Annotated in this window: 16 protein-coding genes and 3 pseudogenes; 9 read left to right on the forward strand and 10 right to left on the reverse strand. The window is 51.3% G+C overall.

Features of this window, described 5'->3' with window-relative positions:
• Positions 1-24 precede the first annotated feature (24 nt).
• Entirely contained in the window at positions 25-678 is a 654-nt protein-coding gene (locus ACSFC5_RS08025) for a hypothetical protein (protein WP_440764694.1), read from the forward strand.
• Between the two features lie 510 nt (positions 679-1,188).
• Here the strand turns inward: ACSFC5_RS08025 and ACSFC5_RS08030 are convergent.
• On the reverse strand, positions 1,189-1,935 hold the full coding sequence (locus ACSFC5_RS08030) for a DUF8170 family protein (RefSeq protein WP_440764695.1): 747 nt from the start codon (positions 1,933-1,935) through the stop codon (positions 1,189-1,191).
• Positions 1,936-2,035: 100 nt separating this feature from the next.
• On the opposite strand from ACSFC5_RS08030, the gene ACSFC5_RS08035 reads away from it, so the two are divergent.
• Positions 2,036-2,509 carry a winged helix-turn-helix domain-containing protein gene (locus ACSFC5_RS08035; protein ID WP_440764696.1) on the forward strand — a complete coding sequence of 158 codons (474 nt, stop codon included), beginning with the start codon at positions 2,036-2,038 and terminating at the stop codon, positions 2,507-2,509.
• A 128-nt stretch (positions 2,510-2,637) separates the two neighbouring features.
• Positions 2,638-2,854, forward strand: a pseudogene (locus ACSFC5_RS08040) (IS5/IS1182 family transposase); the annotation flags it as partial.
• A gap of 73 nt (positions 2,855-2,927) precedes the next feature.
• On the opposite strand, the gene ACSFC5_RS08045 reads toward ACSFC5_RS08040, so the two are convergent.
• From ACSFC5_RS08045 to ACSFC5_RS08060, 4 genes are all read right to left on the reverse strand, one after another.
• Entirely contained in the window at positions 2,928-3,347 is a 420-nt protein-coding gene (locus tag ACSFC5_RS08045) for a PIN domain-containing protein (RefSeq protein ID WP_440764697.1), read from the reverse strand.
• Positions 3,344-3,643, reverse strand: coding sequence for an AbrB/MazE/SpoVT family DNA-binding domain-containing protein (locus ACSFC5_RS08050; protein WP_440764698.1), 300 nt, complete (start codon positions 3,641-3,643; stop codon positions 3,344-3,346). The genes ACSFC5_RS08045 and ACSFC5_RS08050 overlap by 4 nt, the downstream gene beginning before the upstream one ends.
• A gap of 265 nt (positions 3,644-3,908) precedes the next feature.
• Positions 3,909-4,823 (reverse strand): DUF8008 family protein, encoded by a 915-nt coding sequence (locus ACSFC5_RS08055; RefSeq protein ID WP_440764699.1) that lies wholly within the window; start codon positions 4,821-4,823, stop codon positions 3,909-3,911.
• The gene (locus ACSFC5_RS08060; protein ID WP_440764700.1) at positions 4,816-5,265 is read right to left on the reverse strand and encodes a hypothetical protein; all 450 of its coding nucleotides are present in this window, start codon (positions 5,263-5,265) and stop codon (positions 4,816-4,818) included. The genes ACSFC5_RS08055 and ACSFC5_RS08060 overlap by 8 nt, the downstream gene beginning before the upstream one ends.
• A 226-nt stretch (positions 5,266-5,491) precedes the next feature.
• Here ACSFC5_RS08060 and ACSFC5_RS08065 point away from each other — a divergent pair, with 226 nt between their 5' ends.
• Both ACSFC5_RS08065 and ACSFC5_RS08070 read left to right on the forward strand, forming a co-directional pair.
• The gene (locus ACSFC5_RS08065; protein WP_502262340.1) at positions 5,492-5,797 is read left to right on the forward strand and encodes a winged helix-turn-helix domain-containing protein; all 306 of its coding nucleotides are present in this window, start codon (positions 5,492-5,494) and stop codon (positions 5,795-5,797) included.
• An 86-nt stretch (positions 5,798-5,883) separates the two neighbouring features.
• Positions 5,884-6,258: pseudogene (locus tag ACSFC5_RS08070) on the forward strand (IS701 family transposase); the annotation flags it as partial.
• Between the two features lie 43 nt (positions 6,259-6,301).
• Here ACSFC5_RS08070 and ACSFC5_RS08075 read toward each other — a convergent pair.
• Positions 6,302-7,813 carry an oligosaccharide flippase family protein gene (locus ACSFC5_RS08075; RefSeq protein ID WP_440764702.1) on the reverse strand — a complete coding sequence of 504 codons (1,512 nt, stop codon included), beginning with the start codon at positions 7,811-7,813 and terminating at the stop codon, positions 6,302-6,304.
• 9 nt (positions 7,814-7,822) lie between these two features.
• The gene (locus ACSFC5_RS08080) at positions 7,823-8,653 is read right to left on the reverse strand and encodes an FkbM family methyltransferase (RefSeq protein ID WP_440764703.1); all 831 of its coding nucleotides are present in this window, start codon (positions 8,651-8,653) and stop codon (positions 7,823-7,825) included.
• A 225-nt stretch (positions 8,654-8,878) separates the two neighbouring features.
• On the opposite strand from ACSFC5_RS08080, the pseudogene ACSFC5_RS08085 reads away from it, so the two are divergent.
• The 3 genes and pseudogenes from ACSFC5_RS08085 to ACSFC5_RS08095 all read left to right on the forward strand — a co-directional run bounded on the left by ACSFC5_RS08085 (position 8,879) and on the right by ACSFC5_RS08095 (position 11,656).
• Positions 8,879-9,478 (forward strand): annotated as a pseudogene (locus ACSFC5_RS08085) (transposase domain-containing protein).
• Between the two features lie 40 nt (positions 9,479-9,518).
• A complete protein-coding gene (locus ACSFC5_RS08090) occupies positions 9,519-10,424 on the forward strand; it encodes a glycosyltransferase family 2 protein (RefSeq protein WP_440764704.1) in 906 nt (301 codons plus the stop codon).
• Between the two features lie 476 nt (positions 10,425-10,900).
• Positions 10,901-11,656 carry an O-antigen ligase family protein gene (locus tag ACSFC5_RS08095; protein WP_440764705.1) on the forward strand — a complete coding sequence of 252 codons (756 nt, stop codon included), beginning with the start codon at positions 10,901-10,903 and terminating at the stop codon, positions 11,654-11,656.
• 106 nt (positions 11,657-11,762) lie between these two features.
• On the opposite strand, the gene ACSFC5_RS08100 is transcribed toward ACSFC5_RS08095, so the two are convergent.
• Together ACSFC5_RS08100 and ACSFC5_RS08105 are read right to left on the reverse strand one after the other, a co-directional pair.
• The gene (locus ACSFC5_RS08100; protein ID WP_440764706.1) at positions 11,763-12,473 is read right to left on the reverse strand and encodes a polysaccharide deacetylase family protein; all 711 of its coding nucleotides are present in this window, start codon (positions 12,471-12,473) and stop codon (positions 11,763-11,765) included.
• Positions 12,474-12,906: 433 nt separating this feature from the next.
• Positions 12,907-13,746, reverse strand: a complete 840-nt coding sequence (locus ACSFC5_RS08105) for a hypothetical protein (RefSeq protein ID WP_440764707.1) — start codon at positions 13,744-13,746, stop codon at positions 12,907-12,909.
• Between the two features lie 506 nt (positions 13,747-14,252).
• On the opposite strand from ACSFC5_RS08105, the gene ACSFC5_RS08110 reads away from it, so the two are divergent.
• Positions 14,253-15,359 (forward strand): glycosyltransferase family 4 protein, encoded by a 1,107-nt coding sequence (locus ACSFC5_RS08110; RefSeq protein WP_440764708.1) that lies wholly within the window; start codon positions 14,253-14,255, stop codon positions 15,357-15,359.
• Here the strand turns inward: ACSFC5_RS08110 and wecB are convergent.
• The gene (gene wecB, locus ACSFC5_RS08115) at positions 15,351-16,418 is read right to left on the reverse strand and encodes a non-hydrolyzing UDP-N-acetylglucosamine 2-epimerase (RefSeq protein ID WP_440764709.1); all 1,068 of its coding nucleotides are present in this window, start codon (positions 16,416-16,418) and stop codon (positions 15,351-15,353) included. The two genes, ACSFC5_RS08110 and wecB, sit on opposite strands and share 9 nt — an antisense overlap.
• Positions 16,419-16,474 lie beyond the last annotated feature (56 nt).

Here is a 16,474-nt window from a genome sequence, read left to right on the forward strand (position 1 = left end):
GTCGGGGGATCCGTGTTCGTACAGGTGGGTTCGGGTTGGGTCTCGAGTATTCGTCGATCCGACGGCGAGTCAATCGGTGGGGGCCGACTCGAGCGCGCGCGTGAGGACTCTCGAGTGCTTTCGGTGGTTGCGGGGAGCACGCTGGTCTCGAGCGGGGTCGCTTTCGGAGCTCGGATCAGGCAGTGGCAGGGTGAGTCGCGGCTCGTCGGTGTTGGTGCGAAGGGTCGAGACGTGGTGGAGTCGTCGTTCGCCTACCGGTGGCTTACGTCGGAACCCGAGCCGGAGGTGATCGTCATCGACCTCCGCGAGACGCGGGCCCTCGGGCCGCTGATTCGAGGGGTGGATCGCGGCGTGAGCGAACTCGAAGCGCGGAGTCGGACGTCGACCGTCGTCGATGGCTCGAGGCGGGTTGGGTCGGCTGTTCGGGCGCGACCGATTCGGGCGGTGAGTGCGGTCGTACTGGTTGCGACGGTCGTTTCGTCGGTGCTGGTCGTGAGTGTCGGCTCGATCTCGACACCGTTGCTTCTCGGCAAGTTGCTGGTCGCCGGGCTGGCCGCCATCGGGCTTCGGTCGCGGGCGAGTTTGGGGGAATTGCTCGAGACTCGAGTCGGACGAGGGATTGCGGCGGCGTTCGAGCCGCCGGAGCCGCCGGAGCGCGGTGAGGACGGGTCAGGGTGAGGGAGATAGTCGGCGACGATTTGGGAGTAGTCCAATCCTCGAGATGGAACTCTCGAAGAGACGCACACCTCGAAAGCCCCCGACACGCTCGAGTCGGGGGGCTTGCTGCGCTCCTCACTCCTTGCAGTCGTTCCGGTGCTTGCTGCGCCCGCCTTCCTCGAGCAACGGGAGAGCACGCTCTCCCGAGTATCGCGAACGCGTCGCGTTCGCTCAACGCGTCGGCCCTTTTCAGTCCCACCCAACCGCGCGGTGGCCGGGAGCGGGCCGTCTCCGTCGCCGAGACGGGTCGGGCGACGATCCCGGTGCGTTTCGACGAGGGACGCGAAATCCGGCTTCGGGACGGGTGGCAATCGACGAGAACGAAGACGATGCGCTACTCGTTTGGTTGGGTCAGTAAGAGCGCGTCATCGAACTCTTCGTATACCACGTCTCTTCGAGTTGCTGAATGCTCTAGTAGAGCTGAAGATGTGGTGGTGAAGGTGCGTAGAGGCGTTGTGTCTTCGAGACTGATCACGGGACGTTCGACAGTTGTTCTTCGAGTTCCTCGGTTGTCGTCCACGAGAAGCACTGGTTCAGTGATTCGAGGTGGACGAGAGAATCGGTTATTACGCCGCTATACGACGGCGTGTGACCGCCGAACTCGGTTTCCAGATACGATTCGAGATCCTGCGTCGAGATGTTCAATCCGTGGTCACGAGCGTGTTCAGCGATCGCAGCAAGTTCCTCGTCGAGGTCATCAGCATGGTATGCCAGTTCGACGACCCGAGCAAGTACCGTGTCTTCTGTTGTGAGCAGGGACTCGTCGCTGTAGTGTTCCTCCTGCGCCCGGGGGAACAGATACGTGCGTTCGAGTAGCCTCGGGCGTTCAACGCGTCCAAACTCGGCGACTGCTCCACCAGTGTCGTGTTCAAGAATTAGCGGGATCGAATCCGCGTAAAGGGCGTGGAGGAAGAATTTCACTTTGAGATCCGGGATGTCATCTGATACGTCGAGATCGGGCTGTGTAGCGAGTAGGTACGCGTAGGCGTCGTGCCGACGGTTCAGCACGTCAAGCGTTTCATCGAGACGGTACTTGAACGGTGAGTCGTAACTACCGAGAACGAAATACGTCGAGTGCGGTCCAAAGAGGTGTTCGTGCCGTTCTCGCATATACGAGAGGAGTCGTTCGCTATCGACTGGATCGAGTTCCAACCCGTAGAGGACATCGTCCAAGATGAAGTCCGTGAGCTCTTCAGCGTTCTCCGGTATCTTCTCCATACTAACCAATATGGATATACGGTCTGATAACCATACTGGTCAGACTTAGGGAAGTCAGTCCTATGTACTTATGTGATCCGACATCGTACATCCAGGTAACATGGCCGACATCTCCGCGCACTCCAAAGCCGATCGGGAGGAAAACCCCTTAGAGCGGCAGCGAGAGTTGATGGAGTTACTGTCGCAGGAAACCCGCCACAGCATCATTCAGGCGCTCTTGGGGCACCCCGAGGCTCTCGCGTCAGCGGGTGAAATCAACCATTTCGTTCCGAGTAAATCGAAAAAGACCGTGGAAGAGCAGCTGGGCGTGCTCGTTGAAGCGGGCATCCTCGAAGTCTACGAGTATCCTCCAAACAGGGACCGGCGCGGCTTGCCGTGGAAATTCTACGGCTTTACCGAGTACGGTGTCGGCATCCTCGGGGATTTCAACTATCTCGAGGGCGTCCCAATGGCGCGAGCCGTGCACCAGAAAACGCGAACGCCCGAGAAAATTGAGCGGCACGAAACGGCCCCTCGACCGCCCCTCCCAGAATCAGTCCGGACGGCGTTTCGGCTCGATGAAGAAGCGGAGTAACGGAGATTGCCTGCAGCGGGGAGGAATCTTTACGATCAGTTCGCGAACTTATTCACAAGATATTCTCCACCGTAATTTTGGTAGACGACTTCTCGAATGTCGCGGCTACCGAGACAGTACCGCTGTTCGAGGACGTGCAGCTGAAACAATCCATCTTGGACGAGATGTACAACAACCGGACAGGAGTCGAACGAACCAACGACAGGATTGCGGTCTCGGACACGTCCGCGCCCGAGGCTGCGTCCACGCACGAACAGAAACGTTCCTTGCGCTGTGTCTGCGGCTCGTCGTTGCAATCACCACTACGAGCGAGGAAAGAACCGGGCTGTGAGATGGATTCTATGACACGCTCTCAGTAAGGGAGCTCGAGGTGTGGGACGGCACAGAGGATCACCCGGCGACGAGCGCGGAGCGCTACTCACGCTGACCCATCGCGAAAGCGTTCGATTGACACCGTGGAGATCTCGTCGTAGTCGTCGTCACCGCCGACCAGAAGGGTTCCGTTCACGTGCTCTGCGGTTGCCAGCGCGAACGAATCGCCCAGCGCCGGATTGTATTGCAGGACGTGTTCGGATGCATCGGTCCAGACCGGTTCAACGTCGACCGGCTCGAGACCGAGCTCGAAGAGCCAATCGAGATAATCGCCGGCGACATCGCGGTCGTACGTGCGAGCGAGGATATACCGAGCCTCGGAACAATTAACCCAGTTAACGTATCCATCGATGTCGTCGACTCCGACTGCATCGAGATACTCCGCGACCGCCGATGCTCCCGGTTCGTCGGCAGCGTGTGCGACCAGCGGCTCGGCGTCGAACACGACGCGATCGGGGCCCGTCATTTCGACGGGAAGCGATCGTCTCGATCCGATCGGTCCCGTTCGCGCTTCTCCCGGAGCAGTTCGGTCGCAGGAACATCCGTAGACGCCTCGCTCCGAGCGGCGAATCCCTGCATCTCGCTCGCCGAGCGGACCCGTTCGACGATTACATCGCCGTCTTCGGTCTCGCGGAACAGCACCTTCCCCGGCGCGTCGATCTCGAGTTTCTCTCGAAACCGCTTCGGAATCGTCGCCTGCCCGTGCTTCGAGACCGCAACGACTTCCTTCTCAGAGTCTGACGATGATTCAGACTTACTCATCGTTCATAGCTACGGGTTGATCCTAGGTAAACGTTTTTCCGTCTTATAGGATCACGCTTCGCCAGCGCGCGAGATCGGTGTCCGGAGACAGCTGTCGTCTTCGGGAGCAGCACCAGACTGGTCCACGCTTTAGACTGTCGACCGACTGCTCGAGGAATAGACCGACGGCTACGCGACCCGGTTTTCGTCCGCTTCGCGAGGCGTTTCGGGGTCAGTATCGAGAGGGAAACCTCTCTCGAGGGTGGCTATGTGACTCCGTCCACGGTCACCCGAGGACGTCAGCCGTCTCCGGGGGCTGCTCGTTCGTGGCAGTCGTCTCGCCGGGGATCGCCGCATCGTCGGGCACGATTAGTCGGCGCTCGGTGTACTCGAGCCCGTTCTTTCGCTCGGTTCGCTTGCGGACCGCGAGTCGGTGCTTCGAGAGGTCGAGCACCGCGTCGATCGTGCGGGAGACCAGCTTCTTCGCGTAGCTCTCGCTGGTCCCCGGCTCCCGGCGTCGGATCCAGTGTTTGAGGTCGCTCGCCTTGACGTACTCCCGGACGCCCTTGCAGCCCGCGTTCCAGGGATCGTCGCCGACGCTCGAGTCGGTCCGCGCCTTCCACAGTTTCGCGGCTAGTCTGGTGGGGAGCGCGTTCGTGGTCGACTGCAGCATGTCGTCGTCCATCCGGGCGAGCTGCTGGATCGGGAGCAGGTCGCCGTAGGCCAGCGAGACGTCGCTTCGGTCGAGTGGGTCCGTGTGTTCGGGGAGTCTGACGTAGGTTCGGCCGTCGTCCTTCGTGATCCGCTCTATGTGCTCGGCTCGGACCTCGAGTTCGTGTTCGTCGACGGTGTCGGCCCGGAGGTGGGCTCCCTTCTCGAGTTCGCGCGCCTGGAGCTCGCGGAGGCGGCGCTTGTTGGCGTTCGCTTTCTTCAGGGCCGCTTTGGTTTGCTTGGTTGTGGTTTTGGTGTCTGTCTGGAGGTCCTCGAGCGCCGTTTGGTGGTCCTCGAGTCGGGTGTCAGTTTGCTCGAGGTGGTGGGCGTAGTTCTCGAGGCGTTTCTGCTGGTTGTCGAGGCGTTCGTCGTGATCGTCGATACGTGCCTCGAGCGTCGCGATCCGCTCGTCCTTTCGCCGGAGTTCGTCCTCGAGTTCCTCGATACGGTCGGTGAGGGTGGCAAGCCGGGACTCGAGCGACTCAGTCATCGTTCTCACCGTCGGTCTCCTCGGTGTCGGACTGATCTTCGGATACCCGTTCCCGGTCATCCTCGGATGGCCGTTCCTGCTCGTCGCGCTGGTCGGGTTCGAATTTGTTCGGCGGCGGTCCGGAGAACGTCGTCACGCCGCTGGCTGTATCGGCGTCGGTCTCGTCCGGATGATAATGGATCGCCGCGTCGGGTCCGAGCAGGAGCAAGCCGATCTGGCTCGCTTCCGCCCTGATCTCCCGGCACCGTCGACGGGCCTGGTGGCGCGTCTCGTCCGGTACTCGTTCGCCGTCTATCTCGGCTCGGTGGAGGCGCGCGTGTAGCGATCGGGTGAGCGTGTCGAGGGCCTCGAGATAGGTTTCGATAGGGTGGGTGGGGTCTTGTGGGAGCGATGCATCCTGTCGGTCGGGGCTTTCATTACCCCGCGAATCGTCGTTCGACATGGCTTCCGTAGGCTAGTTACGGGAGCTTCTCGCGGACTCGGTGTCTCCAGCACCGATCCGCTGCTTTCGAAACTCGTGAGAGTCAAATCCGCGTTTAGCTTCCCTGAACAGAGATGTGTATTCCAGTTACTTAATTGGCTAGTATATATGGATCAACTATGGGCCATATGTCTCAGATAGCATTTGATTCGGTGCAGTTAATCATTGAACAGGTAATCTCCAGGGTATGCGAGCCCGTGTATCGTGGATGAACGAGGTCGACGACGCAATTTTGGAGTATTTGCGAGAACTTGAAACCGATACGAGTCACCGAATTTCGCTTCCACCTACCGTCGTCTGGTACAATCTTGTCGATGAACTCGAGGTATTAGATCGAAGTCAGAATACGGTTTCTCGGCGCATGAACGTCCTTTCGGACGCCGAATTGCTCGAGAAAGTCGACGAGAAACGGGGCTACTACAGAATTACTGATCGGGGGTTTGCGTATCTTGAGGGTGAACTAGATACAAAGAAGCTTGAATTTGAGGATTAAGTGAGTTAGAATACTGATCAGAAGTTGCTGTGAGTATAACTGTACAGTTCGATAACGGTAAGTTCGCCGACTTACTCATTGAGGGCGATGAAGACAGTCCGGTTAAGTACCTTGCAACGAACAAGATCAACACGCCCTCAGCCCACACTATTAGGAGCGATTCTGCCAGTGGCGAATCGAGACGTTCTTCGGAGGACTCAAAGCAGGATCTCGGCCTTGGAGACAACAAGGTGCGTGACTCTGACGGTGCCAGTTGTCACCAACACATTCTGATGTTGACTTACAGCCTTCTTCGCTTTGGTCCCGAATCGTGCGTCTCGAAAGCTTGTCGCTTCGAGCACAGCTGAACACGGACATCTACCATATGTTTTCGTGTGTGAGGAGACCAGCCAGACCATGATCTCAATAGACTGATGGAGGAAATTGACCACTTACTTCTCCATTCTGAAGGGTATTTATGAATATGTAGAGCCGAGTTCGTTAGTCAGTGTTACAAGATCCACTCTACAATAATTTCCCAACAATATTTCTGATTTTATTCTTCTTGATTAGTGGGATGTAGTCAATGACCATCAACACCTCGTTGGCGCTGACTGCTCCAAATTTAATGAGCAGCATAAAATATATGATAGCACCTATAGGAGGAATTAAAATTAGGGAAAGGATGCCGTCTGTAATAGTCCAAGAAAGGTAGTAGATCACTATCCCTGAGATACAGGCACTCGCTCCGACCGGTATGAGTCGAATATCCTCGATTGGGTCAAATCCAATCCTCCGAGCAGTCAAGATGTGCAGTCCTAGCATTGACCCGTATCCAATACTCGTTGCTATTGCTGCACCAGTAATTCCATAAATTGGAATTAAAATACAATTCAACAAGACATTCAACACAGCGGCTGCCCCAGTTGCTAAAACGAGTAAATGTATCGTCCCCTTCCCTTGTCCAATGGCGAAGATCGGTCGAGCAATCGCAAAACCCAGTGTACCTGGAAGTAACAGAATCAGAGCCGTTACAGCTACCACAAATTCACTACCGAAATAGACTGTTATGAAATCTTCGGCAAGAAATGCCAATCCTATAGACATTATCAACGTGACTATCAGCGCGTATCGAACAACTTGAGATGCCAATGTCGAAATATCATCCTCACGATTTTGAGATGATATTCTTGATGTTGACTGAACGAGTATAGATTGCATAGCTATTGGAATAATCCACAGAATTTCCACAGTAAAAAGAGCAGATTTGTAATATCCCGTTTGTTGGCTATCAGTGAGGATACGAAGAAAGAGTATATCTACATGATATAAAGATGACGTCAGGAGTATTAATAGAATACTCATCATATTGAACGATACTAGTTCACGGACGGGTAGTTCTGTATATGTCCACTGAAATATCGTTTGAAGAGATAATTGAGTAGATAAGATCAATAAACCAATTAAAGATATTGTTATACTTGCTATGACATGGCCAATGAGAACACCTGTTACTCCCCAACCCAACCATAGGAGAAAAAGACTAACACAACCAAACAATATCTTATGAAGAACCAATAGCGGCTCGCTGTACCTCTCTAGTTCTAGTCCCCTGAGAGCGGACTGGCAGATCGAATGTACCTGTTTAAAGATTAATAAAACGCCAATGATTAGAAAATATAGTTCGAACTGATGCCCAAGCACACTATCTACAACACCACTACTAATCGCTAAAACGAAGATTAGCAGAGAAGAGATAGCAAGTCCGATAGCAACCTTGACATAATAACTGAAAACTTTTTCCGGCCAATTTGGTCCTCTATCGCGTTCAGCAATATATTTCCGTAACCCATCTGAGATACCCGCATTAATTAAGATCATTGAAATGCCAATTACCGAAAGAAGAAATGCGTAATCGCCGTATCCTCCACTCCCAAGATATCTAACAAGTAATGGTGTAATGATAAATGCCAGGATATTAATAAGAATCTTGGATGAGATTACCGATAGGAAAGCACTCAGGAGATTGCGGACCATTCTAAGAGTCTAAATACTTTCAGCTCTGAGGAATATATCTCCTTTCCGTTCTCCAATCTTCCGGATATCGTATCCTGAGTCTGTAAGAAAACTCAGAACACTTTCCTTCTCATCCCCAAATTCCGATATCTTATCAGGATGAATTTCGATATATATTAATCGGACCTGCTGATTCTTTAGTACTCTCTTTAACCCTCTGAGAACACGCATTTCTGCACCTTCAACATCAATCTTGAGCACTGTCGGTGGCTTTAGTTTTGTTTCTCCTATTAATTCATCGCCGGTGTAGGCAGGTACTGATATTGCAGATCGGCCCGATTCAGTGAGGGAATGCTGTCCTGCACCTGCTGCGTTTGAGTCAGATGTGAGTCCTATTTCGCCTGTTTTTTCGTCTAGTGCACATTCCCTGATTTCACCATCTATACTATTTTCCATCATATTCACTCTCAGGGGATTTATATTACGTGGATGGGGCTCGAAAGCAATCACTTTCCCTCTCTCTAATTTCTGCCCAACAAAGCATGAGTACGTTCCGACATTTGCACCAACATCGTAGAAAATATCGTCACTGTTTATTGATGATAATAAATCGACTATGATCTCTTCTTCTCCTGCAAGTGAATGGGCTCGTTTATATTCATTAGGTGACCTAACATGAAACTTAGCAGTAACCCCGTTGACTTCCCGGGTGACAACATCTGTTACCGTGAGCAGAACCATCCAATAAATACGCGAGAGAGTGTTGTGGAGTTTAGTTGACTTTAACTTTGATTTACAGATATCATCATATACCGATTTTCCCCTATGAAATATTCGAGTGAATCTGTCTCTAATGTTCATTGAAAGCCTATTCATGTCGTGAGACTATAATTGATGCGATCTCCATCAAATCCGCGTAGATACAGTCCATAAGTCACCAGACAGTTCACGGTATCATCTCTCTGTTAAATTATGATATCCAACCGCTTGCTAGCAGAGGAGGCAGACCCTTTCTGGATCCTGCAGAGTTGGCGGTGCTGTTTCGTTAGGCGTGAAAAGCGAGGCGGTACGGTTTTATAGTGATTTATGGCAAAAATCAACCACCTCAGCGGGTGTAGCGACTGGATCGATTTGAATTTTGTGGAGCGAGAACGGACACCACGTCAGCTGATGGAGCTCGGCATTCGACTCCATCTTGCTGGACTCTCACTTTCGAATACCGTTCGAGACTTAGAGAACTTCGGTGGCGAACGCAGCCGCAAGGCAGTCCACGATTGGGTTCACAAATGCGATCTACAGACGGCAGTTGACGAAACCACCATGTGCGGCTGTATTCGACGACTACGACCGCGCTGACAGAACGATTTCTGCGGAAACTCACTGAGAATACATGACCTCAACGATACCGTGTTTCTCGTCGATGGAGCGAAACATCTCGAGACCGCACTCCGCCGATCTGGACTCCGATTTCGATATGAAAAACATGGAAATCGGAACAGTGTTAAACGTGTTTTTCGTGAGAAAAAACGTCGTACCTCTTCATTCCCAAACTGTTTTAGTCACGCCCAATTACCTACAGCAGAATCGTGGCTCCAAGCCTTCGCCGTCTGGCACAATGCTACAAACTATACACAACCGAGTTGGCAACCACAACTTATATGCCAGGATGTGGTCTACCATAGATAGGAAACGCTCCCTCTTAATCATAAAACCTATATGAGTAATAATGTGCAAAATAAGCGTAATCATACCTGCATATAACAGAGCCGATGTCTTATCTCGTACAATCGATAGTGTTCTTGGGCAGACATTTGATGATTTCGAAGTGATCGTTGTAGACGATGGATCTGAGGACAAAACACCACAAGTTGCTCAAAGCTACGATTCTCCCAAACTGACATATGAGAGGTTCAACGAAAATAAGGGAGCAAATGCAGCAAGGAATCGGGGCATTGAGTTGGCTGTAGGGGACTATATTTCATTCCTAGACTCCGACGACGAATTTTTACCCAATAATCTCAAACAAACATATGAGGCAATCAAAAAGACTGCAGATGATTGTGCTGGTGTGTTCACAGCTGCTCGGAAATACCGTAACGGGGAACTCATATACGAAACATCTGTGGGAAATACAATTATCACTTTGGAAGATATTTCTGAAGGGAACGTCATAGGTGGTTTTTCTAGGTTCATGTGCAAATCTTCTATATTTGAAGGGTTCCGACTGGATGAATCAGTTGAGGCAGGTCAGGCCTATAACTTCCATTTGCGAATTCTGAAACAAGGGTATGTTATGAAAGGAATCGACAATATACTTGTTAACCACTATTTCTCAGACAATAGCATAACAAATGACGTGGGAAAATTAGAGAAAGGGCACGAGCATATAATTAATGCTCACAGTGATATCGTCTCAAAAAAGCGAATAGCCGAACAGCACTATTACCGAGCGTTACGACTTTCAGAACAAGGGGATATGTCTTCGGCTTCATCGGAATTGAAACATGCTATCAAAGCAGACCCAACTGGTTGGAAATATTATCTCCATTATATCCCATCGTTGCTTGGTAAAAGAACATTCGACGTGTTTTTAAATGTAAAAGATTCCACTAAGAATGTTAGGGGAAGATGATGATGGTAGGGAACACACCATCCAATAATTGTAGCCGGAATAACATTATCCGAGATTATATATCATTCGAGCTTTTGTTTGTTCTTTTTTTATTTGCGGGAGTTTATAAACAAGATCCTCTTTTCAGATGGGTCCCTCTCGATTTGACAGTACTTCTAGGATTAGCCTGTTCATTTGTAGGTATTTACATCATATATAGAACTTGGGATAATGTGACTTCCCGAACAAGACTTGTTCCTGCCTTTTTATTTACATTATTTTTATTCTATTATTTTGCAGGTATCTTCTGGACTCCTAGTCCAGATCAAGGTCTGAGAAAGGCCCTACGCGTGTTGATATTTTCTTATTGGCCATTTTTATTATCACTCCTTCTAATATCCCAAGACAGGCATCGAACGAAGAGATTTATATTTCTAACATTCTTAATGACGTTGGGGGTAAGTAGTGAGTACTTTCTCACCACAGTTGTGAGGAATATGACAACTGAGGCGGTTTTTGGAGGTGCAACCTATCAGCATATTGGCCGTATGACCGGTTTGGGAACTGTGATTAGTGCAGGATACCTCATATTCTCTAAAAAGAGGATTTCTAAGATATTTTATGGACTTCTCATGACCATCATGTTCTGGTTAGCATTAATAAGTGGATCACGTGCACCGGTTGTTGCTATTGTTATTGCGATTAGTGTTCCAATTTATTATGGGGTGAATTTTGGAGAGGAATCGAAAGTATATATTAGACCCTATGCAATTATTGGTGTAATTTTATCCACTCTTGCTGTCTTAGTGTTACCTCTTTTACTTTTTTTAGGGATTAGCCCCACCACTATCGAACGTTTCATGGCTCTCACTGGATCCGACCCTGGGAGGTCAGCTAGCGCTAGGGTTGAATGGTATATTCAGTCTGTACAGGCATGGATGGAAGCTCCCTTATTCGGACACGGAACCAGTGGTTGGGCATCAGCTATCGGAATGGACGATCCCGGCGGTTATCCACATAATATTTTACTTGAATTGATGGTCGAAGTGGGAACAATTGGTACGGCGTTTCTTATTACTTGTACCCTCTACATGTATAATATGATGAAAAAAACGGGAATCGGTCAATTACAAATCTTCTCGCTAATGATCATTTGTTATGCACTTATAAATGCACTCTTGTCTGGTGATCTTACAACAAATAGACTGCTTTTCGCCGCTCTTGGTCTACTATTAGTGCCGAACAAAGGGTAGGATTCAGATTATAATAGTAATCGTGATAGCCATTATCTCATTGTCCGTTTTGTAACTGTAAATAGGTGATGCAGCTATAGCTCGGTATGAATTTGAATATTTGTTACTAATGGATATTCTCCCACCAATCACCGATTTCCGCTACAGTTCCGAACCACGCCCCCTCGTCGTCAAGATGTGCCAGTATCGTCTCGTACGTCTCCCGCCAGTCATCGTTTCGGATGTAGCTCGGATGCCACGAGAGCGTGAGGACGCCGCCAACCCGTTTTACCCGCCGGGCGAGCAACTTCAGGTACTCAACCGCCGTGTCGCGATCAAGTCCGAGGCCTGTGCCGGGTCGAAAGAGGGCAACATCTTGTGCGATCAGCGGTACCTCGATGATATCCGACTGCTGTTTTGCCTCCCAATCGTACAAGTGCCAGGGCCGGGACGTCCCAAACCGAAACCCGACATTACCGTTAAACCCGAGTGTGGAATCGTATCTGAACCCGGCCGCGCTCTGGACCGTCGGCGTTCGAGACAGGTCATAGTGGAGGTAGTGGTGTCGAACGCTCTCAATCGGTGCACCGATTACAGATTCGGCCTGCCGTTTCTGGTCTCGGAGTTCCCGTGCGTCGTCGACAGTGTTCCACGTCGGGTGGAGGCCGACCTCCCACCCTCGCTCGTGAATATCGCGCATCATCTCCCCGACGGTTGAGGCGTGACCGTCAAACACGACTTCGTCGGTATAGATATATGAATTGTCGGTGAAGTGAGGGCGGTTAGTATCGTTCGGCATGAAAAAGAACGTCGACGTTGCACCGACTGTGGCCTCCATCTCCAACCAGCGTTCGTAACAGTGCAGCGGGTCGGTTCCGGAGGAAACGGATCTGGCCGAGTCTCTGACAAGTTTCGCACCATTTCTGGCGAGATCGCTGACGTACTTCCGCGAAGAGCGCCCGTTCCGGGCGGTTACCGTTCGTCGGAGGTTGCGATAGGCCTGTCTAGGAGCATACTTCGTCACGTGATCGACGTCGTGAGTCAGACAGACGGCGAATGACTTGCCGCTTGGCCACTTGGAGACGGCGCGTTCGTTGGTCTCGTAATCGAGTACTGGCTCGTAGAGTTTACCGAGTTTGTTCAGCCGATTGAACGGAAAGAATTGTCGCCGGTGATCCGAGCCGATTTCGCCCGGTGTGTCGTCGAGTTCGTACACGCCACGTAATAGCTCGTCGTCCTGGAGGGGAAGTCGCTCGGTAGTCATGCCGACCTCACGCTCGATAACCGAGCATCTCGAGACGGTCGTTCACGACGTCGCTGTCCACCGATTCTGCCTCGAGGGGCGTATCAGCGGTTATCTCTCGTCGCTCGCCGTTCTCTATTACGTGCCACGGGACCTTGACGACTGGCGGAACGAATGAGCCGTGTGCATGGCCGTATCCGCGAACCGGAATTGGCGGGACGCGGTCCCCGATCATTGTCCCGTGATCAGCCGTAATCACCGACCTCCCAGGAAGCTGTTCCAACAGATCTCGGACGTGCCGGAGTACTAGTTCCAAGTTTTCCGTGTATGCCTCCCAGACGTTTTGCTGTGTCACTCCATCGTACCCTTGCAGGCCGTACTGGAGAATCCACCAGACGTTGGGCGCGTCCTGTTCGGGATTCTCCTGATCGCGATTGTATCCGGTGTGGTCGATCCGATCTCCCTTAGGTCCGATGAACGGGTAGTGGGGCTGCATGAAATGAACGACGTACCGCTTGTTCGGGTGCTCGTCAAAGATATCGGTAGTCGTGTCGACGACATCTTCAGGCAGGACGGTGTCGTGCTTGTCGTTCCATTTCGACTCGACGAGGTTCTTCTGAAGGAAGAACGTGCCGCTCTCCAGTCTTGTGGCGAACGGGTTCGCAGTGATATATACCGTGTCGTAGTGCTGAAACCCACTGAAGTTCCGCGACATGAAGTCCCAGCTTTCGGTCGCGTTCGAGATCTTGTATCGTGGTAACTCTCCGTCAGTGAGAATATCTGGGACGTTTTTGTTAGACATCATTTCCTCGTACGCATCATATCGACATGCGTCGAGGATGATCAGATTGTCCCAGTCCTCTTCCATGAAACGAGATCGCTTGTCGCGCCACGCTCGCCTATAGTACTTGCTGTTGAGTTCGGTCGCAACTCGTCTGGCCTCACCCACTGCCAACCGGGGGTTTCGGATCACCCGCAAAAGATTGTCGAGCGTGTATCGCTGTTGGGAACTCATTTGATAAACTATAGTCCCGGCCGATACGTGAATCTGTCTATCTCGTAGTCATGATTAGAAAGTGAGTGTGAATTAATATACATTCTATGTCACAAACCAACTCGACCGAATTTGTTATTTGATGTAGAATCTCTCCTCTCTCAACTGAAATAACTAAATGGTCACCTGTCAATAGTGGTTTTCCTGAAAGATCTAATCCAAACCCCCCCCCCAAATATTTAATATTCATGGAACGCATTGTGATTGTTAGTTATCCATATCATCCTTCTATTCGGTTACCCAGTTTTAGTCTCAATTGTCCTGAGGCATGAGTAACTTATATAGGGGCCACTACCTGTAGGTAGCGTAGAAGATACGTTATGGATAGTCTTCATCTGACGACCGTACATACGCCTACCGATACCCGAATTTTCGACAAAGAAGCCACCAGTCTGGCGGATGCGGGATACGACATAGGGATACTCGCGCACGACGCTCCTGCCGACAAACGAAACGGAGTTCAATTCTTCGACCTTGGTTTGCCTTCTACCCGTCCCGAACGCTGGAAAAGCATTCCAGAGGTTGCACAAAAAGCAAAGTCTCTTGAGGCATCTATTTACCACTTCCATGATCCAGAGCTGATTCCAATCGGACTCTACTTATCAGAAGTAACGAACAGTACGGTTATTTATGATGTCCATGAAGATTATGGACATAAAGTCGCGGGGAGGGAGTGGATTCCAAACCGCGTTACACCCCTACTCTCGTATGGTGTCCCCCTAGCCGAACAGTTTGCAGCTAGTCGATTCGATGCGATCGTGACAGCAACAGAGCGGATCGAATCGATGTTTGTCGAAGCAAATGATAACGTCTCTACAATACATAACTTTCCTAGGACGGAGAACTTTCCCTCTGCCGGAGAGTCTAAAAGCCGAACCGCAGAACACGTTCTTTGCTACGTCGGTGGCTTAAGCGAATTACGTGGGATACACAGGATGCTCGAGGTACTCGATAGACTTTGTAATCGTGGATTGGATATTGAGTTGTGGGCGGTTGGTTCTTGGAATACAGATGCCGACAAGCGTCGTGCAAAAAGGTTCATTTCTGACAAAGGCCTAAAAGATAGAGTCGACTTTCCAGGATACTTGGATTACGATGTGATGTTCCGATATCTCACCGGTGCAGACCTTGGATTGGCGTTATTGGATGTCAATCAGTTTGAAACGGCAATACCGACAAAACAGTTTGATTATCTGTACTCTGGATTACCTGTCGTCGCAACACCTCTTGATGCAGTTATCCGGTTTATACCGGATAAATATCGGTACATCGTTCCACAGGACGATACACGGGCTGCAGCGGACGCTGTCGAGACGGTACTTGAATCCGAGTACAATACGACCGAAATGCAATCGCTCGTCGAGGAAAAATACAGTTGGGAATCCGAAGCCGAATCGCTCGTCGCCCTGTACGAAGACTTACGTTGACAGCTTTCTCAGCACTCGAGTGATCTGCTTTGCCGCCGTTCCATCGCCGTACGGCCGCGCATCGGACGACGACTGGGGCGGATTCGTTAGGGCGCGCTCGATCGCGTCCGCGTTTGCGCCGACGAGGACATTCCCGCCCGCATCGACTGTCTCTGGCCACTCAGTCTCTTCACGGAGGGTGACACAGGGAACGTCGAGGAAAAACGCCTCTTTCTGAATTCCACCGGAATCGGTTACGATGATCTCCGCGTCGGCTTGCAGCGTAATGAAATCGAGATAGCCAACTGGATCAATAAGTGTTAGTTCGTCTTCAGCCGTCTCCAAGAGATCGTATCTCTCGAGTCGATCGAGCGTCCGCGGATGAGCCGGGAGGACGACACGACGAGGGTCAGCTGCCAGGCTGGCGATAATCGTTTCGAGTCGCTCACGGTTGTCTGTGTTTCGAGGCCGATGAACCGTCGCGAGGAGATATTCTTCGTCTTCGAGGGCAAGATCCTCTAGAATTGTCGACTGTCCCGTGGCTTTCTCACGAGCGCTGAGCAGGGCATCGTACATCACGTCACCGACGTTGTGGACGTTCTCGGTGATTCCCTCCGACTCGAGGTGACCTACGGCGCGTTCACTCGGCGTGAACAGGATATCTGAAACATGGTCGGTCAGGATGCGATTCACTTCCTCGGGCATCTCGCGATTGAAACTTCGGAGACCTGCTTCGACGTGTGCGAGCTGAGTATCCATCTTCGAAGCGACGAGTGCCGCAGCGAGCGTCGAATTCGTATCCCCGTAACAGAGTACCACGTCGGGATCATAGTCGTCGACGAGGTCCTCGAGGTCGGTCATCATCTGGGCGGTTTGCTTTGCATGACTCTTCGAGCCAATTCCGAGGTTGAAATCCGGTTCCGGGATACCGAGCTCCTCGAAGAACACGTCGGAAAGCTCTTCGTCGTAGTGCTGTCCAGTATGGACGAGTAGTTCATCGTGTTGGGTGCGGAGTTCACGCGAGACTACGAAGGCTTTGACGAATTGGGGTCGAGCCCCGACAACAGAAAGTACGTTCATAGCCGTATTCGATCCTGAAAATACGTAATTTTGGTGGTCTGAATGTGCGTAGTCGA

The organism is Natronorubrum marinum (genome assembly GCF_052040125.1).
In the GTDB taxonomy this organism is placed as follows: Archaea; Halobacteriota; Halobacteria; order Halobacteriales; family Natrialbaceae; genus Natronorubrum.

Coding starts and splice junctions, on each gene's coding strand:
- ACSFC5_RS08030 (WP_440764695.1), bottom strand. CDS start 1,935: ATGGAGAAGATACCGGAGAACGCTGAAGAGCTCACGGACTTCATCTTG.
- ACSFC5_RS08035 (WP_440764696.1), top strand. CDS start 2,036: ATGGCCGACATCTCCGCGCACTCCAAAGCCGATCGGGAGGAAAACCCC.
- ACSFC5_RS08045 (WP_440764697.1), bottom strand. CDS start 3,347: ATGACGGGCCCCGATCGCGTCGTGTTCGACGCCGAGCCGCTGGTCGCA.
- ACSFC5_RS08050 (WP_440764698.1), bottom strand. CDS start 3,643: ATGAGTAAGTCTGAATCATCGTCAGACTCTGAGAAGGAAGTCGTTGCG.
- ACSFC5_RS08055 (WP_440764699.1), bottom strand. CDS start 4,823: ATGACTGAGTCGCTCGAGTCCCGGCTTGCCACCCTCACCGACCGTATC.
- ACSFC5_RS08060 (WP_440764700.1), bottom strand. CDS start 5,265: ATGTCGAACGACGATTCGCGGGGTAATGAAAGCCCCGACCGACAGGAT.
- ACSFC5_RS08065 (WP_502262340.1), top strand. CDS start 5,492: ATGCGAGCCCGTGTATCGTGGATGAACGAGGTCGACGACGCAATTTTG.
- ACSFC5_RS08075 (WP_440764702.1), bottom strand. CDS start 7,813: ATGGTCCGCAATCTCCTGAGTGCTTTCCTATCGGTAATCTCATCCAAG.
- ACSFC5_RS08080 (WP_440764703.1), bottom strand. CDS start 8,653: ATGAACATTAGAGACAGATTCACTCGAATATTTCATAGGGGAAAATCG.
- ACSFC5_RS08090 (WP_440764704.1), top strand. CDS start 9,519: ATGTGCAAAATAAGCGTAATCATACCTGCATATAACAGAGCCGATGTC.
- ACSFC5_RS08095 (WP_440764705.1), top strand. CDS start 10,901: ATGACAACTGAGGCGGTTTTTGGAGGTGCAACCTATCAGCATATTGGC.
- ACSFC5_RS08100 (WP_440764706.1), bottom strand. CDS start 12,473: ATGGAGGCCACAGTCGGTGCAACGTCGACGTTCTTTTTCATGCCGAAC.
- ACSFC5_RS08105 (WP_440764707.1), bottom strand. CDS start 13,746: ATGGAAGAGGACTGGGACAATCTGATCATCCTCGACGCATGTCGATAT.
- ACSFC5_RS08110 (WP_440764708.1), top strand. CDS start 14,253: ATGGATAGTCTTCATCTGACGACCGTACATACGCCTACCGATACCCGA.
- wecB (WP_440764709.1), bottom strand. CDS start 16,418: ATGAACGTACTTTCTGTTGTCGGGGCTCGACCCCAATTCGTCAAAGCC.